16 protein-coding genes are annotated in these 19127 nt (G+C 74.0%); 11 read left to right on the top strand and 5 right to left on the bottom strand.

The window, feature by feature from the left end; translation table 11 throughout:
- Nucleotides 1-18: 18 nt before the first annotated feature.
- Nucleotides 19-486 carry a DUF4190 domain-containing protein gene (locus AB0D49_RS19725; protein WP_362758777.1) on the bottom strand — a complete coding sequence of 156 codons (468 nt, stop codon included), beginning with the start codon at nt 484-486 and terminating at the stop codon, nt 19-21.
- 103 nt (nt 487-589) lie between these two features.
- Nucleotides 590-1294 carry a DUF4190 domain-containing protein gene (locus AB0D49_RS19720; protein WP_362758775.1) on the bottom strand — a complete coding sequence of 235 codons (705 nt, stop codon included), beginning with the start codon at nt 1292-1294 and terminating at the stop codon, nt 590-592.
- Between the two features lie 210 nt (nt 1295-1504).
- Between AB0D49_RS19720 and AB0D49_RS19715 the strand changes: the two genes are divergently transcribed.
- The 3 genes from AB0D49_RS19715 (at nt 1505) to AB0D49_RS19705 (ending at nt 4669) form a co-directional block, all read left to right on the top strand.
- Nucleotides 1505-2581, top strand: a complete 1077-nt coding sequence (locus AB0D49_RS19715) for an adenosine deaminase (RefSeq protein ID WP_362758773.1) — start codon at nt 1505-1507, stop codon at nt 2579-2581.
- Nucleotides 2582-2627: 46 nt separating this feature from the next.
- The gene (locus AB0D49_RS19710; protein WP_362758771.1) at nt 2628-3329 is read left to right on the top strand and encodes a glycerophosphodiester phosphodiesterase; all 702 of its coding nucleotides are present in this window, start codon (nt 2628-2630) and stop codon (nt 3327-3329) included.
- Nucleotides 3330-3502: 173 nt separating this feature from the next.
- Complete coding sequence (locus AB0D49_RS19705; protein WP_362758769.1) at nt 3503-4669, top strand: serine hydrolase domain-containing protein; 1167 nt, start codon at nt 3503-3505, stop codon at nt 4667-4669.
- A 119-nt stretch (nt 4670-4788) separates the two neighbouring features.
- On the opposite strand, the gene AB0D49_RS19700 is transcribed toward AB0D49_RS19705, so the two are convergent.
- Nucleotides 4789-7050, bottom strand: coding sequence for a heavy metal translocating P-type ATPase (locus tag AB0D49_RS19700; protein WP_362758767.1), 2262 nt, complete (start codon nt 7048-7050; stop codon nt 4789-4791).
- 130 nt (nt 7051-7180) lie between these two features.
- Here AB0D49_RS19700 and AB0D49_RS19695 point away from each other — a divergent pair, with 130 nt between their 5' ends.
- Together AB0D49_RS19695 and AB0D49_RS19690 are read left to right on the top strand one after the other, a co-directional pair.
- Entirely contained in the window at nt 7181-8200 is a 1020-nt protein-coding gene (locus AB0D49_RS19695) for a hypothetical protein (protein ID WP_362758765.1), read from the top strand.
- 197 nt (nt 8201-8397) lie between these two features.
- Complete coding sequence (locus tag AB0D49_RS19690; RefSeq protein ID WP_362758763.1) at nt 8398-9348, top strand: NAD(P)-dependent oxidoreductase; 951 nt, start codon at nt 8398-8400, stop codon at nt 9346-9348.
- Between the two features lie 14 nt (nt 9349-9362).
- Here the strand turns inward: AB0D49_RS19690 and AB0D49_RS19685 are convergent, their stop codons facing one another.
- Both AB0D49_RS19685 and dhaM read right to left on the bottom strand, forming a co-directional pair.
- The gene (locus AB0D49_RS19685; RefSeq protein ID WP_362758761.1) at nt 9363-11660 is read right to left on the bottom strand and encodes a SpoIIE family protein phosphatase; all 2298 of its coding nucleotides are present in this window, start codon (nt 11658-11660) and stop codon (nt 9363-9365) included.
- A 152-nt stretch (nt 11661-11812) separates the two neighbouring features.
- Nucleotides 11813-12205, bottom strand: coding sequence for a dihydroxyacetone kinase phosphoryl donor subunit DhaM (dhaM, locus tag AB0D49_RS19680; protein ID WP_362758759.1), 393 nt, complete (start codon nt 12203-12205; stop codon nt 11813-11815).
- 96 nt (nt 12206-12301) lie between these two features.
- Here dhaM and AB0D49_RS19675 point away from each other — a divergent pair, with 96 nt between their 5' ends.
- The 6 genes from AB0D49_RS19675 to AB0D49_RS19650 all read left to right on the top strand — a co-directional run bounded on the left by AB0D49_RS19675 (nt 12302) and on the right by AB0D49_RS19650 (nt 19111).
- On the top strand, nt 12302-13108 hold the full coding sequence (locus AB0D49_RS19675) for an IclR family transcriptional regulator (protein ID WP_362758757.1): 807 nt from the start codon (nt 12302-12304) through the stop codon (nt 13106-13108).
- Between the two features lie 475 nt (nt 13109-13583).
- On the top strand, nt 13584-14210 hold the full coding sequence (gene dhaL / locus AB0D49_RS19670; RefSeq protein ID WP_362758755.1) for a dihydroxyacetone kinase subunit DhaL: 627 nt from the start codon (nt 13584-13586) through the stop codon (nt 14208-14210).
- 184 nt (nt 14211-14394) lie between these two features.
- Nucleotides 14395-16128: a dihydroxyacetone kinase family protein gene (locus AB0D49_RS19665; protein ID WP_362758753.1), complete on the top strand. Its 1734-nt coding sequence runs from the start codon at nt 14395-14397 to the stop codon at nt 16126-16128.
- Nucleotides 16125-17312 carry an alpha/beta fold hydrolase gene (locus tag AB0D49_RS19660; protein ID WP_362758751.1) on the top strand — a complete coding sequence of 396 codons (1188 nt, stop codon included), beginning with the start codon at nt 16125-16127 and terminating at the stop codon, nt 17310-17312. Before AB0D49_RS19665 ends, AB0D49_RS19660 begins: the two co-directional genes overlap by 4 nt.
- A complete protein-coding gene (locus tag AB0D49_RS19655) occupies nt 17309-18367 on the top strand; it encodes a phosphotransferase (protein ID WP_362758749.1) in 1059 nt (352 codons plus the stop codon). Before AB0D49_RS19660 ends, AB0D49_RS19655 begins: the two co-directional genes overlap by 4 nt.
- 60 nt (nt 18368-18427) lie before the next feature.
- A complete protein-coding gene (locus tag AB0D49_RS19650; RefSeq protein ID WP_362758747.1) occupies nt 18428-19111 on the top strand; it encodes a rhomboid-like protein in 684 nt (227 codons plus the stop codon).
- The last annotated feature ends 16 nt before the right edge of the window (nt 19112-19127 follow it).

The following is a 19127-nucleotide window of genomic DNA, read 5'->3' as shown; positions in this document are numbered from 1 at the left end:
GGCGGGGCCCGGCAGATGTCAGATCACGCTCATGAAGCTCGCGAACACCACGAAGCCCAGCACCGGCAGGATCACCGTCGCCACGATGCCGCAGACCAGCCCCGCGGTCGCCGCGCCCTTGTTGGTGGCCTCGCCCCGGATCGCCTTGCCGCGCCCGACGGCGCCGAAGATGATCGCCAGGATGCCGAGGACGACCCCGATGAACCACATGAAGAAGGTCAGGCTGCACACCACGCCGATGATGCCGAGCACCAGACCGGTGGTGCCCATGCCGTTGCTCGGCTGGACCTGCATCACATAGCCGGCCGCCTGCGGATAGCCGACGGGCGGGGCGGGCGGATAGGCGGCCGGCGGGTACGCGGCCTGCGGGTAGCCGTAGACCGGGGGGTTCTGGGGCTGCCCGTACGCCGGGGGCGGTGGAGGCTGCTGCGGAGGCTGCGGAGGTCCGAACTCACCTGGATGGGAACCGGGATTGGTATCGGACATGGAATCGTCTCCCCTCGTCGACCGACAAGGCATCGTAGTGGCCGCGCGGACCACCCGGGGTGCGGATGCCGTGACGGTTTCCGGCCGGTTCGACGGACCGGGCTCAGTGACCCCGGGTGATGTCCAGAGGTGCGCTGTAGGCCCCGTAGTACGGGTCGTCGTAGTACGGGTCCTCCTCCTCGAACTCGCTGATCGCGGTGGCGAAACCGACGATCAGCAGGACGATCGTGGCAACCCCGAGGATCAGGCCGATGATGCCGGTGATCAGTCCCGCCTGTGCCTGGCCGCGGTTGTCGGCGATGCCCTGCTCGGCCCGCTTCTTGCCCTTGATGCCGAAGACGATCGCGAGGATGCCGAGGATCACCGAGACCACGCCGTACACACAGAACAGACAGCAGGCCAGGATGCCGAGCACCATCGCGGCGGTGCCCATGCCGTTCTGCGGGGGCATCAGGGCGCCGGGGTAGCCGTAGCCGCGCAGCGGGTAGTCGCCCTGCGGGTAACCGGCGCCGGGGTAGCCGTAGCCCCCGGCGGCACCGGGCCCGGCGGGCGGCGGCGGTACGGCACCGGCGCCGGTGGTGTCGTACGGGGCGTGGCCCGCGGTGTCGTACGGCGACGGGCCACCCGGGGCGGCGGGCGGCGGGAAGCCGGCCGCGGGCATCGCGGCCATGGTCGCCTGGTCGTGCACGGAGGGCGGCGGAGGGCCGCTCGGGCGGTCCGCGTCGCCGGGCTGCCGGTGCTCCGGCGGCGCCCAGGGGTCGTAGCCGCCGTTCCCGTCGGTCCCGCCCGGCGTCTTCGGGTCCGTCATGTCCCGCCCCCCTGAGTCGTTCGTCCCGGCCATGCTACGGCCTCGTCCGGCGCGCCCCGCGGCCGGTCCCGAACGCGTGATCGCTCGCCCGGAACGACGGCAGGGACCCCTCGCGCGGTTCCGTCCTACGATGTCCCTGCCACATGATCAGCCGATCACCCGCGCCGCACCCCCACCGGGGTGCCCGGCGCCCTTCCCGGGGAGGCCCCGATGACCCAGCAGCACTCCGCTTTCGGCGCCGGTGACGCGCGCGACCCGCGCGCCTTCATCGCCGGACTGCCCAAGGCCGAACTCCATGTCCACCACGTGGGCTCCGCCTCCCCCCGGATCGTCTCCGAACTGGCCGCCCGGCACCCCGACTCCGCCGTCCCCACCGATGTCGAGGCGCTCGCCCGCTACTTCACCTTCACGGACTTCGCGCACTTCATCGACGTGTATCTGTCCGTCGTGGACCTGATCCGCACCCCGGAGGACGTCCGGCTGCTGACCTTCGAGGTGGCCCGTGAACTGGCCCGCCAGCAGGTGCGGTACGCGGAGCTGACCATCACCCCGTTCTCCTCCACCCGGCGCGGCATCGACGAGCGGGCGTTCATGGACGCCATCGAGGACGCCCGCAAGGCGGCCGAGGCGGAGTTCGGGACGGTGCTGCGCTGGTGCTTCGACATCCCCGGCGAGGCGGGTCTGGAGGCCGCCGAGGAGACCGTGCGCCTCGCCACCGACGACCGGCTGCGCCCGGAGGGCCTGGTCTCCTTCGGGCTCGGCGGGCCCGAGATCGGCGTACCGCGCCCGCAGTTCAAGCCGTACTTCGACCGCGCCATCGCGGCCGGGCTGCGGTCGGTGCCGCACGCGGGCGAGACGACCGGGCCGGAGACGGTGTGGGACGCCCTGACCCATCTGCGCGCCGAGCGCATCGGACACGGCACCAGCTCCGCGCAGGACGAGAAGCTGCTCGCGCATCTCGCCGAGCACCGGATCGCGCTGGAGGTCTGCCCGACCTCCAACATCGCCACCCGCGCGGTGGCCACGCTGGACGAGCACCCGGTCAAGGAGTTCACCCGGGCCGGAGTGCTGGTGACGATCAACTCCGACGACCCGCCGATGTTCGGCACGGACCTGAACACCGAGTACGCGGTCGCCGCCCGGCTGCTCGACCTGGACGAGCGCGGTATCGGCGACCTCGCGAAGAACGCGGTCGAGGCGTCCTTCCTGGACCGCGCGGGCAAGGACCGGATCACGGCGGAGATCGACACGTACGTGGCGAGCTGGACGCCCCGGCCCGCCGTCTGACGGCACCGGCGGCCGGGAGGCGCGGCCGGTGGTCACAATGGGGGGTATGCAGAACGTGACCGCCGTGGCCCACCGCGGTGACCCCTACCGTGCCCGCGAGAACACCCTCGACTCCCTGCGTTCCGCGCTCCGCCGGGGCGCGGACGCCGTGGAGGTCGATGTCCGGCTGACCCGGGACGGCGTGCCCGTGCTGCTGCACGACGCGACGCTGTCCCGGCTGTGGGAGCACGACCGCCCGCTGGCCGAACTGACCGCCGACCAGGTCGCGGAGGTGACGGCGGGCGGTGTCCCCACGCTCGCCGAGGCGCTGGCCGCGACCGGTGACGCCCGGCTGATGCTGGATCTGCCGGGGCTGGCGGACGTCCGGGCGGCCCGCCGGATCGTCGGTGCGGTACGGGAGGCGGGAGCCGCCGACCGGGTGTACTACACGGCGGACGCCCAGGCGATGCTGGCGGTCCGCGCCGCCGACGCGGGCGCGGAGATCGCACTGACCCGGACGACCCTGGCGCCGCCGAGGGCGGGACTGCTGGCGGCGATCCGGCCGCGCTGGCTCAACTACCGCTTCACCCTGCTCGATCACGATCTGGTGGCCCGGCTCCACCATGACGGGGTGCTGGTCTCGACCTGGACCCCGGACACCCGCCGCTCGATGCGCCGCCTGATCCGGATGGGCGTGGACTCGATCACGACCAACCGGGTGGATGTGCTGTGCGCGGTGCGGGGCGAGGGTCTTCCTGGGGCGCCTTGATCCTCAGGGGGTTGTGATCCCTAGGGGTGTTCCCTGCGGGGTGCGGTGAGCGGGGCCCGGTGCGGGTCAGGGGACCGTCAGGGGCGCGAGCCCTTCCCGGTGACGATCCGGGCCGTGCCGTACGCCCGGAGGATGATCGCGTCCCCTCCACCGCGATCCTCCGGAGCCGTCCCATGTCGAAGTCGCCCGTGGCGCGCCGCCGTTCGTCCGTGCTCGCCGTCACCGCCGCCGCGCTCGCCCTCACGCTGGGGGCGGGCGCGGGCGCGGTCGCCGTACCCGCCACTGCCGTGCAGCGCTGTTCCGCCGAGGCCGGGACGGGGCCGGACATCGCCGGTCTCACCCGGGAACTGGCCGCGCTGCCGGACGCGATGGCGACCGCCGCGACCGTACGGGTGGGCGGGAACTGCGCGTGGCGCGGGTCGGGCGGGGTGCGCGAGGTCCGCACCGGGTCCCCCGCGCTGGCGGACGGGCGCTTCCGGGCCGGGTCGGTCACCAAGGTGGTGACGGCGGCGCTGGTGCTGCGGCTGGTGGCGGAGGGCCGGATCAGTCTGGACGGCACGGTCCAGCGGTATCTGCCGGGGCTGCTGTCCGCGGAGTTCGGGCCGGTCACCGTACGGCAGTTGCTGAACTACACCAGTGGGCTGCGGCCGGGGGCCGCGCAGCCGGGCGGGACGGTGGACGAGAGCTATCCGCACCGGTTCGAGACGGTGACCCCCGAGGAGGTGGTGGCCGCGTCGGTCGCCGCGGGCCCGGAGGCCGCCCCGGGGCAGGTCCAGCGGTACGGGAACATCTCGTACACCGTGCTGGGGATGCTGGTCGAGAAGGTCACCGGGGACGCGTACGCGCGGCAGGCGCGGAAGCTGGTGTTCCGGCCGCTGGGGATGCGGCACAGCTCCTTCCCGGCCGGGACCGATCCGCGGGTACGGGGACCGCACAACCGGGGGTACGACGTGATCGGCGGGACGCTGACCGATGTCACCGAGTGGAACATGGCGGACCGCTGGGCGGCCGGTGACCTGATCTCGACGACGGCCGATCTGGAGCGGCTGGTCCAGGGGCTGTTCGGCGGGCGGCTGCTGCCGGAGCGGCTGGTGGACGAGATGCTCACCGTGCCCCGGGTGGAGCGGGGCACGGCCCGGTACGGGATGGCCTTCGAGCGGTTCCCGGCCGGGGGCGTGGAGTACTGGGTGAAGTCCGGGTCCCGGCCGGGGTACGCGACGGCCGTCGCCGCGACCCGGGATCTGACCCGGACGTTCGTGTACTCGGTCAACGCGACGGACGCCAAGGAGGAGTCGGGCGCGGTGCCCCAGCGCTTCGGCCTCCCTGCGCTGCGGCCCTGAGGGGGACATGTGCGGGGCCGCGCAGGCGGCGGCGCCCCGGTCCGCAGGGGACCGGGGCGCCGGAGGGCCAGGGCGGGTGGCCCGCCGTCAGCCGGTAGGCCGGGGCGGGCGAGCCGTCGTCAGCTCGTGGGCCGGAAGCCTCGCAGCCTGAGCGAGTTGCCGACCACGAAGACCGACGAGAAGGCCATCGCCGCGCCCGCGATCATCGGGTTGAGCAGCCCCGCCGCGGCCAGCGGCAGCGCGCCCACGTTGTAGGCGAACGCCCAGAACAGGTTGGTCCGGATGGTGCCCAGGGTCTTGCGGGCCAGCCGGATGGCGTCGGCGGCGGCCCGCAGATCGCCGCGGACCAGGGTCAGGTCACCGGCCTCGATGGCGGCGTCCGTGCCCGTGCCCATCGCCAGGCCCAGGTCGGCCTGGGCGAGCGCGGCGGCGTCGTTGACCCCGTCCCCGACCATGGCCACCGAACGGCCCTCGGCCTGGAGCCGCTTGACCACGTCGACCTTGTCCTCCGGCATCACCTCGGCGATCACCTCGTCGATGCCGACCTCCTTCGCGACCGACTCGGCGACGGCCTTGTTGTCGCCGGTCAGCAGCACCGGGCGCAGGCCCAGGGCGCGCAGCCGGGTGATGGCCTCGGCGCTGGTGTCCTTCACCGCGTCGGCGACCTCCAGGACGGCCCGTGCCTCACCGTCCCAGGCGACCGCGACGGCCGTCCGTCCGGCGGCCTCCGCCTGCTGCTTGGCGAGCTTCAGTTCGGCGGGCAGTTCCATCGCCCACTCGGCCAGCAGCTTCTCCCGGCCGACCAGCACCGCGTGGCCGTCGACCACGCCCTGGACGCCGAGTCCGGGCACATTGGCGAAGTCCTCCGGGACGGGGAGGGTGCCGGTGCGCTCGGCGGCGCCGGTGGCGACGGCCTGGGCGATGGGGTGCTCGGAGGCGTGCTCCAGGGCGCCCGCGAGCCGCAGCACGTCCTTCTCGTCGGTGCCCTCGGCGGTGCGGACGGCGAGCAGGGTCATCTTGCCGGTGGTGACCGTGCCGGTCTTGTCCAGGACGACGGTGTCGACCTTGCGGGTGGTCTCCAGCACCTCCGGGCCCTTGATCAGGATGCCGAGCTGGGCGCCGCGCCCGGTGCCGACCATCAGCGCGGTCGGTGTGGCGAGGCCCAGGGCGCAGGGGCAGGCGATGATCAGGACGGCGACGGCGGCGGTGAAGGCCGCGGCGGCACCGGCCCCGTTGCCGATCCAGAAGCCGAGGGTGGCCAGGGACAGCGCGATCACGATCGGGACGAAGACGGCCGAGATCCGGTCGGCGAGGCGCTGCGCGGCGGCCTTGCCGTTCTGCGCGTCCTCCACCAGCTTCGCCATCCGGGCGAGCTGGGTGTCGGCGCCGATCCGGGTGGCCTCGACCAGCAGCCGTCCGCCCGCGTTGACGGTCGCGCCGGTCACCCCGTCGCCGGGGCCGACCTCGACCGGCACGGACTCGCCGGTGAGCATGGAGGCGTCGACGGCCGAGGTGCCTTCGACGACCGTGCCGTCGGTGGCGATCTTCTCGCCGGGACGGACCACGAACCGGTCGCCGACCGCCAGCTCGGACACCGGGATACGGGTCTCCTGGCCGTCGCGCAGCACGGTGACGTCCTTGGCGCCCAGCTCCATCAGGGCGCGCAGCGCGGCTCCGGCCTTGCGCTTGGAGCGGGCCTCGAAGTAGCGCCCGGCCAGGATGAACGCGGTGACACCGGCCGCCGCCTCCAGATAGATGTTCCCGGCGCCGTCGCTTCGGGCGATGGTCAGCTCGAAGGGGTGGGTCATGCCGGGTGTCCCGGCGGTGCCGAAGAACAGCGCCCACAGGGACCAGATCATCGCGGCCGACGTACCGACCGAGATCAGGGTGTCCATGGTGGCGGCGCCGTGCCGGGCGTTGGTCCAGGCGGCCTTGTGGAACGGCCAGGCCGCGTAGACCACGACGGGGGCGGCCAGGGTGAGGGACAGCCACTGCCAGTACTCGAACTGGAGGGCCGGGACCATCGCCATGGCGATCACCGGGACGGACAGCACGACGGCGGTGATCAGCCGCTGGCGCAGCGGCAGCAGCTCGTCGGGCTCGTCGGCGTCCCCCGCGTCCGCGCCGCCCGTGCCGCCGGTGCGCGGGGGCTCGGGCTTGCGCGCGGTGTAGCCGGTGGCCTCGACGGTGGCGATCAGGTCGGCGACCTCGGTCCCGTCGGCGTAGCTGACCTTGGCTTTCTCGGTGGCATAGTTGACGGTCGCGGTGACGCCGTCCATGCGGTTGAGCTTCTTCTCGATGCGCGCCGCGCAGGAGGCACAGGTCATCCCGCCTATCGCGAGTTCGACCTCGGTGGCACCGGGTGCTGTGGTGGGGCTCACGGCGACTTCACTCCTCTTCGCTGCTCCTGGGGCGCTCTCTCTTCACTTTATACCCCTAGGGGGTATAAGCTGTTCTCATGTATACCCCCCATGGGTATAAAAGGCAAGGCTACGACCCCAGGAGTCCACGATGAGTCCCCTCCAGAAGATCGGCACCTTCGGCGCGGCCCTCGCCGTCTGCTTCGCCGCCGCCTACGGAGTCGGCACCGCGGTCTCCCCGATCAACGCCGACCCGGAACCGGCCGCGCACACCGGCACCGGGCACGGCGGCGATCCGGAGAAGGAGACGGAGAAGGAGAAGGAGAGCGGCACCGGAGCCGGGGAGAGCGGTGGCGACACCACGCCCGGCGGCCTCCAGATCTCCCAGGACGGCTACACCCTCGATCTGACGACCCCGCGTGTCGCCGCCGACCGGCCCACCGAGCTGCGCCTGGTCATCCGGGACGAGCAGGGCCGTCCGGTCACCGGCTTCGCCGAGGAGCACGAGAAGGAACTCCATCTGATCGTCGCCTCCCGCGATCTGACCACGTTCCGCCACCTCCACCCGGACCGCGCGGCCGACGGCACCTGGAGCACCCGCACCACGCTCCCCGAGCCCGGCGGCTACCGCGTCTTCGCCGACTTCCGCCCGGCCGCCGAGCAGGAGGGCCTCACCCTGGGCGCCGACCTCGCGGTCTCGGGCGCCTACGCACCGGCCGGGCTGCCCCCGGCGAAGGCGAAGGCGACCGTCGACGGCTACGAGGTGACCCTCGGCGGCGACCTCACGGCGGGCGCCGCGAGCGACCTGACCTTCACCGTCACCCGGGACGGCGAGCCGGTCACCGATCTGCAGCCCTACCTCGGCGCCTACGGCCATCTTGTCGCCCTGCGCTCCGGTGACCTGGCGTATCTCCATGTCCACCCGCACACCGAGGCGACCGGCGACACCCCGTCCGGCACCCCGGAGGTCGCCTTCACGGCCACCGCCCCGAGCGGCGGCGCCTACCGTCTGTTCCTCGACTTCAAGGTCGACGGCGAGGTCCGGACGGCGGCGTTCACGGTGCACGCGGACGAGGCGGCGGCCTCCGGCGACACGGCGGACTCGGGCGGCTCGGAGGCCCCCGCCGGCTCGGGCGCCCCCAGCGAAGAGGCCGCGCCGCACGGCCACTGACCCGGCACGCCCCCGAGGGCCCTCGCCACCCGGCGGGGGCCCTCGGTCGTGCCGCCCGCCGGACAGGTCCCCCGCTCCCTACACTGCCGAGCACCCGGCCGCCCCGCTCCGGCCCCCGTGCCGTCCCGTCCCTCCCCGTCCCGCCCCGTCCCTCCAGGCGCCCCCACGCACCGCCCGCCCCACAGTGAGGAAAGACCATGACCTACGTCGCCACCGACCGTCCCCGCATCGGCTGGATCGGCACCGGACGGATGGGGTTCCAGCTGGCCTCGCGGCTGCTGGACGCGGGCCATGACGTGGCCGTCCAGAACCGGACCCGGGCCAAGGCGGAGCCCCTCGCCGCGCGCGGCGCCACGGTCGTCGACCGGCCCGATCAGCTGGCCGACCGGGACGTGGTGTTCGTGACGGTGTCCGCCTCCGCCGACCTCCAGGCCGTCACCACCGGACCCGGCGGTGTCCTCACCGCCGACCGCGCGCCCGGCGTGCTGATCGACAGCTCGACGGTCTCGGCGGAGGTCTCGACGCTGGTCCGGCGGGCCGCCGCCGACCGCGGCGCCGACTTCCTCGCCGCCCCGGTCAGCGGCAACCCGCAGGTGATCGCCGCCGGGAAGCTCACCGTCGCCGTCTCCGGCGACCGTCCCGTGTACGACGCCGTCGCCCCGCTGCTGGCGCTGCTGGGCCGGGGCGTCACCTATGTGGGCGAGGCCGAGACCGCCCGGCTGGTGAAGCTCGCGCACAACGTGTTCCTGGGCGTGGTGACCCAGTCCCTCGCCGAGATCACCGTCCTCGCCGAGCGGGGCGGGGTGTCCCGGGCCGCGTTCCTGGAGTTCCTGAACGACTCGGTGATGGGGTCCGTCTTCACCCGGTACAAGTCCCCGGCGCTGGTCGGCCTGGACTTCACGCCCACCTTCACCAATGTCCTGCTGCGCAAGGACTTCGACCTCGGTCTGGCCGCCGCCCGGGAGCTGGAGGTGCCGATGCCGCTCGCCGCGGCCACGGCCCAGCTGGTGCAGTCCGCGGTGGGCGCCGGACTCACCGACGACGACTTCGCCACCCTGCTGCTGGAACAGGCCCGCCGCTCCGGTCTCGCACTGGAGCCGGAGGACACCCCGGTGGACGACGGCCTCTCGTCGGCCACGGCCCCCTGAGGGCACACGCGGGCTCAGCCGCGCTGCGGGACGCCCAGTTCGAACCAGGTCGTCTTGCCCCGTCCGGCCGGTGAGCTGCCCCACGACTGGGCCAGCGCGTCCACGATGAGCATGCCCCGGCCCGACTCGGCCTGGGCGTCCCCGGTGTCGCCGGGGCCCAGGTCGGCGACCAGCAGCGGCGGCCGGGGGTCGCTGTCACGCACCTCGACCCGCAGATGGTCCGGATACTCCCGCAGCCGGACGTCGACATCGCTGTCGGCGTGCACCAGGGCGTTGGTGACCACCTCGGTGAGCAGCAGTTCCAGTTCGTCCTGGAGCCCGTCCAGCCCCCAGCCGGGCAGCAGATCCTGCATGTAGTGCCGCAGCCGCCCCACATGGCGCAGGTCGCGGCGTTGCACGAAGACCTGGGCGACCCGGCCGTACGGGCTCTCGCCGTGGCCGTCGTAGCGGACCAGCAGCAGGGCGAGGTCGTCGTCGCGCAGTGTGGCGGAGCCGGTCTCGCCGACCAGCCGGTCGGCGAGGATCTCCAGGTCCTCGTCCCGGCCGCCGACGAGGGTGGAGCGCAGCTCGGCGAGACCGCTGTCCACGTCCCGGTGGCTGAGGTCGAGCAGTCCGTCGGTGAACAGGGCGACGACGGAGCCGGGGGTGAGCGCGCACTCGGTCTGGAGGTACGTGGACTCCGGGTCCACGCCGAGCGGTGGGCCGACCCGCACCTCGCAGGTGAGGCCCAGGCCGTCGGCGTCGGTGAGGACCGGCGCGGGATGGCCGGCGGAGGCCAGGGTCGCGGTGCCGGTCTCCAGGTCGAGCCAGAGACAGCAGCAGGTGGCGAAGTGGTTGGTGTCGAGCGCGCACAGCAGCCGGTTGCTGCGGGCCAGCACCTCGGCCGGGTCGTGGCCCTCGGTCGCGTAGGCGCGGACCGCGCTGCGCAGCTGGCCCATGGTGCCGCCCGCCTCCAGGCTGTGGCCCTCGACATCGCCGATGACCAGGCCGACCCGGTCGCCGGGCAGCCGGATCATGTCGTACCAGTCGCCGCCGACCTCGGCGCCCGTGTCGGCGGGCAGATAGCGGGCGGTGGAGACGATCTCGGCGAGGTGCGGCAGGGTGCGCGGCAGCAGTCCGTGCTGCATGCTGCGGGCGATCAGGTGCTCCCGCTCATAGGCGCGGGCCCGCTGGAGGGACTGCCCGACCTGGCCCAGCATGATCATGAGGACCGAGAGATCGGCGTCGCCGAGGGTGCTGGGGCGTTCGGCGGCCAGCACACAGCAGCCGACCGCGTGGCCGTCGGCGATCAGTGGCAGGAACAGCCAGGCGCAGGAGTCGTCGTCGTAGCGGTCGAGTCCGGGGTAGGCGCGGTGCAGCGCGGTGGCGGACGGCTCGAACAGCAGCCGCAGTCCCACGGTGGCGTCGGCCTCCGGGGAGCGGCCGGTGAGGACCAGTCCGTCGAGGCCGCGCAGCTCGGTGCGGGCGAATCCGGCGGACCCGGCGATCCGCAGCCTGCCCCGCTCGGTCAGACACAGCGCCATGGCCCGGCCGCCGAACGGCCGGACCACCTCCGACAGGGTGGTGGCGAGGACGTCCCGGACGCCCTTGGCCGCGGTGAGACCGGTGGCCAGCCGCTGGAAGCGGTACAGGAACCCGGTGCTGGAGGCGGGCCCCCAGGGGGCGTCGGGGGCCGCGGGGATGAAGACGGGCGCGGGGGGCGGCTCCAGCCGGGCGCCCTGTCCGGCGAGCGCCTCCAGCTCCATCGCGAGCCGGTCGGCGGCGGCGGTCAGGAACTCCACCGTCTCGTCGGTCACTTCACGCGGCGGTGCCCAGCGCAGGGTGAGCGCGCCGAAGCGGCGCCGCTGGGTGCGCACCGGCACCGAGGCGACGACCATCGCGTACGGCACGAACTGGATCATCGCGGGCTCGCCCCGGACGAGGCCGCGGATACGTTCGTCGTCCCAGATCACGGTGTGTCCGGTGCGGTAGGCGACGGCGGACGAGTAGCGCTTGTCGTCGGCGGGCATGGCGGGGGTCAGGGTGAACCCGAGGGGGGTGTCGACGGCCATGGCGGGCAGCAGCATCGGGGTGATGGCGCTCTCGCCGTCGCCGTTCCGGTCGCTGCCGTTCTGGCCGCTGCCGTTCTGGCCGCCGCCGTTCGGGCCGTCGCCGTTCGCCCGGTCGCCCTGGCCGGTGGCGAGATAGACGGTGCTGGTGGCGGGCGCCAGCCGGGCATGGACCGAGCGCAGGGCCGTGGCCAGACAGTCGTCCCGCCGTGCGTCCAGCAGTGCCCCGCGCCGTTCGTCCCCCCTGGTGGCATCGGCCTCCATGCCCTCCATGCTATGCCCGCACGGCGGTCTCAACCCGCTGGCCGGGCGGCACGGCCCGTGCGGTGAGGTCCGTACGGCCACGGCGTCTTCCCCGTGTCCGCGGCGGGCGTCCGGCCGTGGACGGCCACCCCGGAACGCGTCCCGCCGCGCGGTCAGAGCTTGCGGACATGGCGGGCCTCCTCCGCCGAGCGGGCGGTCGCCCGCAGATCCGCGCCGGACGCGGCGGCGGCCACGGCAGCGACGGCGCCCTCCACGAACGGGGCGTCGACGATCACCACATCGGGACGCTGACGCTCCGCCAGCACCGAACGGGTCGTCAGCACCGCGCTGCCGAGGTCGGGCAGCACCAGCACACCGGCGCCCCGGTCGGCGGCCTGGATGGCGGCGCGGACCAGATCGCTGCTGGTGCCGATCCGGCCGTCGCCGGTCCCGGCCGCGATGAGAACGGGGACGGCGTCCGTCCCGATCTCCCGCACCAGCAGCCGCAGCCCGGCCGCGAGCTGCGGACTGTGGGACACGAGTACGATGCCGACGGATGCGCTCATGAACAGTCACAGTAAATCCCGGAACAACGTTCAGCAATACCGAACGGCGAGTACCGGCCTCTGAATAGCGAATCGGAGATCTCGATGGTCCAGTCCGTGCAGAGGGCAGTGCAGATCCTGCGGGAACTAGCCGCCGGCGGACCCCGGCTGGGCGTGACCGAGCTGGCCGAGCGGCTGGGCGTGGCCAAGCCGACCGTGCACGCGCTGCTGCGGACCCTGGAGATCGAGGGGCTGGTCACCCAGGACCGGGACAGCTCCAAGTACCAGCTGGGCCCCGACCTGGTGCAGCTGGGCAATGCCTATCTGGACACCCAGGAACTGAGGACCCGCTCGCTGACCTGGGCGGACGCCCTGGCGCACCGGACCGGCGAGGCGGTGTGGGTGGGGGTCCTCACCGGCGACCACGTGCTGGTCGTGCATCACGCGTTCCGCCCCGAGGGGGCCGTGCAGATCCTGGAGGTGGGCGCGAGCATCCCATGGAGCACCTGCGCCCTGGGCAAGGCCATCGCCGCGTCCCTGCCGGACGCCGGGCGGGACCGGCTGCTGGCCGGGGACCTCGCGGTGCTGACCGGCGCCAGCGTCACCGACCCGGAGCGGCTGCGGCGCGATCTGGCGGACGTGGCCCGCACCGGGTACGCGATCGAGGACCAGGAGTCGGCGATCGGGGACGCGGGCATCGCCTCGCCGGTCTTCGACCGGTCCGGCGAGGTCGCGGGGGCGATCGGGATCGTGGGCCCGGTGGAGCGGGTCCTCGACGGCCCGGCGTCCCGCCAGGACCTCGCCGTGGCGGTCCGGGAGACCGCGCGGAACCTGTCCCGTGACCTGGGCGCGTCACGTCGGGCGGCGGCGTCGGCGACGGCGACTCCGGTGGCGGCTGAACCGGCCCCGGTGCCGGGGCGGTGAAGGGGCGGGGAAGGGGCGGGGAAGGAGCGGGGAAGGCCGACGTAGGGGCGGACACGTGGGCGGAGACGAGGGGCGACGCGTGGACACGGGGGACGCACGGACGTGAGGGACCCGGCATCCCCCGTCCCGACCCTTGACAGCCGTGAAACCCGGCCTTAACTTCCGGAACAACGTTCGCCATTGATGAACGCCCGGAGCCGGACCCGACGCCCCGCCCCGGTGCCCCGGGTGTCCATGGCACCCGCTTGAGAAGGAGCCAGCGCCGTGCAGCAGCCCAGCGACACCGCCGACCGGGCGGTGCTCGAAGCCTCCTCGCGGTCCGGTGGGCAACTATGAGACGAGCCCGGACAGGGCGGGCGTCTCCCGCGCGGTGTGCCGGGCCGGGGGACGGGAGGGTCGGCCCGGGGGACGGGACGCCCCGCCCACCGCCCCGGCCGACGGCGCCCTACGCACCGAACCAGCGAACGGAGACCCCATGGACACCGACCTCGCCCGCGCCTGGGTACGGGCCATCGCCGCGGCCGTGGGCCGGCACAAGGACCACCTGACCCAGCTCGACTCCGCGATAGGCGACGCCGACCACGGGACCAACATGGACCGCGGCTTCACCGCCGCGGCCGTCGCGGTGGCCGCCGCCCCCGCCGGTACGACCGTGGGCGGGGTGCTCACCCTCACCGGCACCACCCTGATCGCCAGTATCGGCGGCGCGGCGGGTCCGCTGTACGGCGGGGCGTTCCGGGCGGTCGGCAAGGAGCTGGCCGGGCCGGTCGCCGCGCCGGAGGCGTTCGCGGCGGCGCTGGCGGCGGGGCTGGAGAGCATCCAGCGCCTTGGCACGGCCGCACCGGGCGACAAGACGATGATCGACGCCTACGCCCCCGCCGTGACCGCCTTCACCGGGGCGGCCCGCGCCGGAGCGGACTTCGCCACGTCGGCCGGGGCCGCCGCCGACGCCGCGGAGGCGGGTATGCGGGCCACGATCCCGTTGCAGGCCCGCAAGGGACGCGCCTCCTACCTGGGCGTCCGCAGCACCGGCCACCAGGACCCCGGCGCGACCTCGACGGCCCTGATCTTCCGCGCGCTGTCCGAGGTGACGACGGGCTGACCCGCCCGCCCCTTCCCGCCCGCCCCTTCCCGACCGCTGACCGCCCCTCCCTGACCGCCCCGCACGCCCACCCGACCCCTCCCCCTCCCTCCCCCTCCCTCCCCCTCCCTCCCCGTCCCTCACCCACCCGCCTCCCCCACGCGCTCGCCCGCCCTTACTCCCACTCACCCTGGAGCCACCCCATATGACCTACTTCCTCCAGAATTCGGATGCCGTACTGACCGCCGCGCGGGGCCTCGCGCTGGCGCATCCGGGGCTGATCGAGGTCCACGGCGACCCGCTCTTCCTGCGCTCCCGGGTCGCCCGGCCGGGCCGCAGCGTCGCCCTGGTCTCGGGCGGCGGCTCCGGGCACGAGCCGCTGCACACCGGGCTGCTCGGCCCCGGCGGGCTGGACGCCGTATGCCCCGGTGAGATCTTCGCGTCGCCGCACAACCGGCAGATCTACGCGGCCGGACGGTCCGTCGCACGGCCCGGCGGGGTGCTGTTCGTCGTGAAGAACTACACCGGCGACGTCATCAACTTCCAGATCGCGGCGGAGCGGCTGCGCCACGACGGCATCCCCGTGGCCACCGTCCTGGTGGACGACGACCTCGCCACGGACAAGGAGGACACCGCGACCGGCCGCCGGGGCACCGCCGCCACCGTCGTCCTGGAGAAGCTGCTCGGCGCGGCGGCGGACGAGGGCGCCGGGCTCGCCGAGCTGGCGGCGCTGGGCGAGCGGATCGTGGCCCGGTCCCGCAGTCTCGCCGTGGCGGCCCGCGCGCAGACGTCGCCCGCGACCGCCCGCCCGGCGTTCGAGCTGAGCCCCGGCACGCTGGAGTACGGCGTCGGCATCCACGGCGAGCGCGGCACCGGCACGATCGACCACCGCCCGGTGGACGCCTTGGTCCGGCGGCTGACCGACGATCTGCTGGACGCGCTGCCGCCCGGCCCGGACAAGGTGCTGGTGGTGGTGAACGGCCTGGGCGCGACGACCGGCCTCGAACTGCACGCGATCGGCGCCCAGGTGCACGATCTGCTGCTGGCCCGGGGGATCGAGCCGCTGGCCGTGGTCCCGGGCACCTTCACCGCGGCGCTGGACATGGCCGGTTTCTCGCTGACCCTGACCCGGATGGAGCCGGAGTGGACGGCGCTGTGGACGGCGCCGTCGGACACCCCGCTGGTCCTCCCGGCCCGCACCCTGACCGCCGAGACGGCGACGGCGGGCACGGTCGTGACCTCCGGCGCGGCGACGCCCCGCGCGCCACGCGGCGGCAGCCCCGTCTCCGGGCGCCCCGTCCTCGACCGCTTCGCGGCCCTGGTGCTGGCCACCCGGGACAACCTCACCGCCCTCGACCAGCTCGTCGGCGACGGCGACTTCGGTGACAACCTGCTCGGCGGGGTCCGCCGCGCGGTGAACCTCGCGGACAGCGGCACGGACGGCATGGCGGCCCTGTCGGGGGCGTTCCTCAACGACGTGGGCGGCACCAGCGGCCCGCTCTTCGGCCTCCTCTTCCAGGAGCTGGCCACCGTCACCTGGCCGGACGAGCGGGCGCCGGAGCCCGGGAAGGCGGGGTCCGCCGCCGACGCCGCCCGTACCGCGATCCACCGGGTGGGCGGCGCCGAACCGGGCGACTGCACCCTGATCGACGCCCTCGCCCCGGCGGCGAGCGCGCTGAACGCGCCGGACACCGCCCAGGACAACGCCCCGTTCACCACCGCCGCCGAGGCCGCCGTCCAGGGCGCCCGTGCCACCGCCGGTCTCACCCCGCGCCGCGGCCGGGCCAGCTACGTCGGCGACCGCGCCCTCGGCGTCCCCGACCCCGGGGCGCTCGGTGTGGCCCTGCTCTTCATGGCCCTGGCCCAGGTCTACGAGCCGGACTCGGCGGGCCGTCTCCCGGACGCCCGGGAGCTGACCGCGCAAGGTGGCGCGCAGTGATCGACAACCCCTACTACACCGCCCCCGAGTCCCAGGGCACCCACCACCTCCACGACCTCGGCGACCTCCTCTTGGAGGAGGGCGAGACCCTGCGCGGCGCCCGGCTCGCCTACCGCACCTTCGGCACGCTGAACGCCGCGAAGGACAACGCCGTCCTGGTCACGACCTGGTTCTCCGGCACCGGCAAGGTCATGGAGGACGTCTACATCGGCGCGGGCCACGCGCTCGACCCGGCGCGCTACTTCATCGTCGTCGCCGACCAACTCGGCAGCGGGGTCTCGTCCTCCCCGCACAACACCGCGCCACCGCAGTCCATGGCGAAGTTCCCGACGGTCCGTATCGCCGACGACGTCCGCGCCCAGCACCGGCTGCTGACCGAGGTCTTCGGGGTCGACCGGCTGGCGCTCGCGGTGGGCGGCTCGATGGGCGGCCAGCAGATCTACGAGTGGGCGGTGCGCCACCCCGCGATGGTGGAGCGGGCGGCGGTCCTCGCCGCCACCGCCCGGATCTCCCACCACCAGGTCGTCTTCACCGAGAGCCTGCGCGAGGCCCTCACCTGTGACCCGGCCTGGAACGGCGGCTGGTACCGGGACGGCGCCGATGTCCGCGACGGCCTGGACCGGATGGCCCGCGTGGTGGCCCTGCTCGGCTGGAGCCGCGACTTCTACCAGGAGGAACGCTGGCGGACGGTGCTCGGCATGTCCTCCCTCGACGACTTCCTCAACGGGGTGATGAAGGCGTACTTCGAGCCCATGGACCCCCACGCGCTGCTCACCCAGATCGGGAAGTGGCAGCGCGCCGACGTCTCGCGGCACACGGGCGGGGATCTCGCCGCCGCGCTCGGCCGGATCACCGCCCGGACCTTCGTCCTGCCGATCAGCCACGACATGTTCTTCCCACCCGAGGAGTGCGCGGCGGACGCGGCACTGATCCCCGGCGCCCGGTTCCAGGTGATCGAGTCCAAGGAGGGGCACTTCGGCCTCAACGGCTTCGAGCCCGGCTTCATGGCCCAGGTGGACGGGCTGCTGCGCGAACTCCTCGCCCTCGATCCCGTCCCCCTTGCCGACGGCAGCCCACCCCCCGAAGGCCCCCGCCCCGGCGCCCCCGCCCTCGCCCCGGTCCCCCGCCCCACCACGGAAACCGCTGGTCCACCGCTCGCGTCCACGACTACCGTGCGCCCATGACCCCCGAGCCCTCCCCCGAGCCCGCCCCCACGCCCGCCGCCATGTCCGCCGCTTCCGTCCCCTACCGCGTCGCCGAGGCGGTGCTGCGCGGGCGCGGCGCCGACATCCGTACGGCCGAGCCGGGCCGGGGCTGGACCAACGCCACCTGGCTGGCCGAGGACCTGGTGGTCCGGGTCGCGCGGCGGGCGGGCGCGGCCGATCTGCTCCGCGAGGAACGGCTGCTGCGGCTGCTGCCGCCCGGGACCGGCTGCCCGGCGGTGGTCGACTCGGGCGTCCTGGAGGGGCACGAGTGGGTGCTGACCCGGCGGGTCCCGGGCCGGAACCTGGAGGAGGTCTGGCCCACGCTGGACCCCGCCGCCCGGTCCCGCGCGGTGGCGCAGATGTGGGAACGCGCCCGGCATGTGCACCGCACCGACGTGACCGCCGTGGCGCCCTACGTCCGGGACCGGTCGCCGTTCTTCCCCGACGGCCCGGAGCAGGCGGCGGCCGGGCTGGCGCGGCTGGTGGCGGCGGGCGCGCTCGGCGCCTCCGTGGCGCGGGGGCTCGGCCCGGTGCTGGACCGCTGCTGGGCCGCCCTGCCGCAGGCGCCCCGGGTGCTGAACCACGGGGACTTCTGCCCGCCGAACACGCTGTGGCACGACGGCCGGGTCACCGCGCTGCTCGACTTCGAGTTCGCCGTCGTGGCCCCGCTCGCGGTCGACCTCAACGAGCTGGTGAAGCTGGCCTACGCGCCCGCTGCCCAGCCCACTGACCAGCCCACCGACCAGCCCGCTGCCCAGCCCACCGCCCAGCCCGGCGACGAACCGGCCGCCGAGGCGGAGCGCGCCGCCCTGCGCGCGGTGGTCGAGCCGATCGCCGCCGCCGAACTGGACGCGGCGGGCGGCCCCGACGTCCTCCTCGGCCACGCCGTACTGCTGGAGATGTGGATGCTGGAGAACGACCTCGCCTCGGACGACCCCGACCCGCAGGACCGGGCCACGGCGACCGCCCTGCTCACCGCGTTCGCCGAGGGCGACGGCGGTTTCTACGCCCCGCTCCTGGCGTCCCGGCGCTGACCTGCCCCCACCCGGGTGACGGTCCCCCCGCCGGACCGCGTCCCATGACTGAATCGGCCCATGCGAACGCAGCTCCGGCGCGCGGGCCGGTCCGTGGCCCGATATGTGCGCAGCGCCCCCGGCACCTATATCTGGCTCGCCGCGCTGCTGGTCACCACGGTGCTGCTGCACCACATGTCGCCGGACTTCGAGAGCGACTTCCTGCGGCAGCGGTCCACCAACATCCATGAGCTGACCACGAACCCGCTGCGGGTCCTGATCTCCAGCGCGTTCTGGATCGACGGCGGCGGCTGGCTGTCGTACGCCGTGCTGTACAGCGTGTTCCACGCGCAGGCGGAACGCTGGCTGGGGACCGCGCGCTGGCTGCTGGTGGCGTTCACCGCGCATGTGCTGGCCACCTATCTCAGCGAGGGCCTGCTGGCCTGGGGCATCCGGCAGGGCCTGGCACCGCAGTCGGCGGTGAACACCCTTGATGTGGGGGTGAGTTACGCGCTGGCCGGGGTGATCGCGGTCCTGACCTACCGGATCACGCCCCCATGGCGGTATGTGTATCTGGCCGGGGTGTTCGCGGTGTACACGCCTCCCCTGTTCATCTCCCGCACCTTCACCGACGTCGGGCACTTCACGGCGGTGCTGATCGGGCTGGCGTGCGTGCCGGTGACCTGGGGGCGGGGGCCCGCGTGGGACCCGGCGGAGACGGTCCGGAACGGGTGGTCGCGGTGGCGCGGAAAGCACCCTCGGTGACGCGAAAGCACCGGTT

Origin of the sequence: Streptomyces sp. NPDC048290, assembly GCF_040652095.1 — a bacterium.
Taxonomy (GTDB): domain Bacteria; phylum Actinomycetota; class Actinomycetes; order Streptomycetales; family Streptomycetaceae; genus Streptomyces.
Note: the sequence above shows the minus strand (reverse complement) of the source record. Positions and strands in the feature narration are given on the sequence as shown.

Coding starts and splice junctions, on each gene's coding strand:
- AB0D49_RS19725 (WP_362758777.1), bottom strand. CDS start 486: ATGTCCGATACCAATCCCGGTTCCCATCCAGGTGAGTTCGGACCTCCG.
- AB0D49_RS19720 (WP_362758775.1), bottom strand. CDS start 1,294: ATGACGGACCCGAAGACGCCGGGCGGGACCGACGGGAACGGCGGCTAC.
- AB0D49_RS19715 (WP_362758773.1), top strand. CDS start 1,505: ATGACCCAGCAGCACTCCGCTTTCGGCGCCGGTGACGCGCGCGACCCG.
- AB0D49_RS19710 (WP_362758771.1), top strand. CDS start 2,628: ATGCAGAACGTGACCGCCGTGGCCCACCGCGGTGACCCCTACCGTGCC.
- AB0D49_RS19705 (WP_362758769.1), top strand. CDS start 3,503: ATGTCGAAGTCGCCCGTGGCGCGCCGCCGTTCGTCCGTGCTCGCCGTC.
- AB0D49_RS19695 (WP_362758765.1), top strand. CDS start 7,181: ATGAGTCCCCTCCAGAAGATCGGCACCTTCGGCGCGGCCCTCGCCGTC.
- AB0D49_RS19690 (WP_362758763.1), top strand. CDS start 8,398: ATGACCTACGTCGCCACCGACCGTCCCCGCATCGGCTGGATCGGCACC.
- AB0D49_RS19685 (WP_362758761.1), bottom strand. CDS start 11,660: ATGGAGGCCGATGCCACCAGGGGGGACGAACGGCGCGGGGCACTGCTG.
- dhaM (WP_362758759.1), bottom strand. CDS start 12,205: ATGAGCGCATCCGTCGGCATCGTACTCGTGTCCCACAGTCCGCAGCTC.
- dhaL (WP_362758755.1), top strand. CDS start 13,584: ATGGACACCGACCTCGCCCGCGCCTGGGTACGGGCCATCGCCGCGGCC.
- AB0D49_RS19665 (WP_362758753.1), top strand. CDS start 14,395: ATGACCTACTTCCTCCAGAATTCGGATGCCGTACTGACCGCCGCGCGG.
- AB0D49_RS19655 (WP_362758749.1), top strand. CDS start 17,309: ATGACCCCCGAGCCCTCCCCCGAGCCCGCCCCCACGCCCGCCGCCATG.
- AB0D49_RS19650 (WP_362758747.1), top strand. CDS start 18,428: ATGCGAACGCAGCTCCGGCGCGCGGGCCGGTCCGTGGCCCGATATGTG.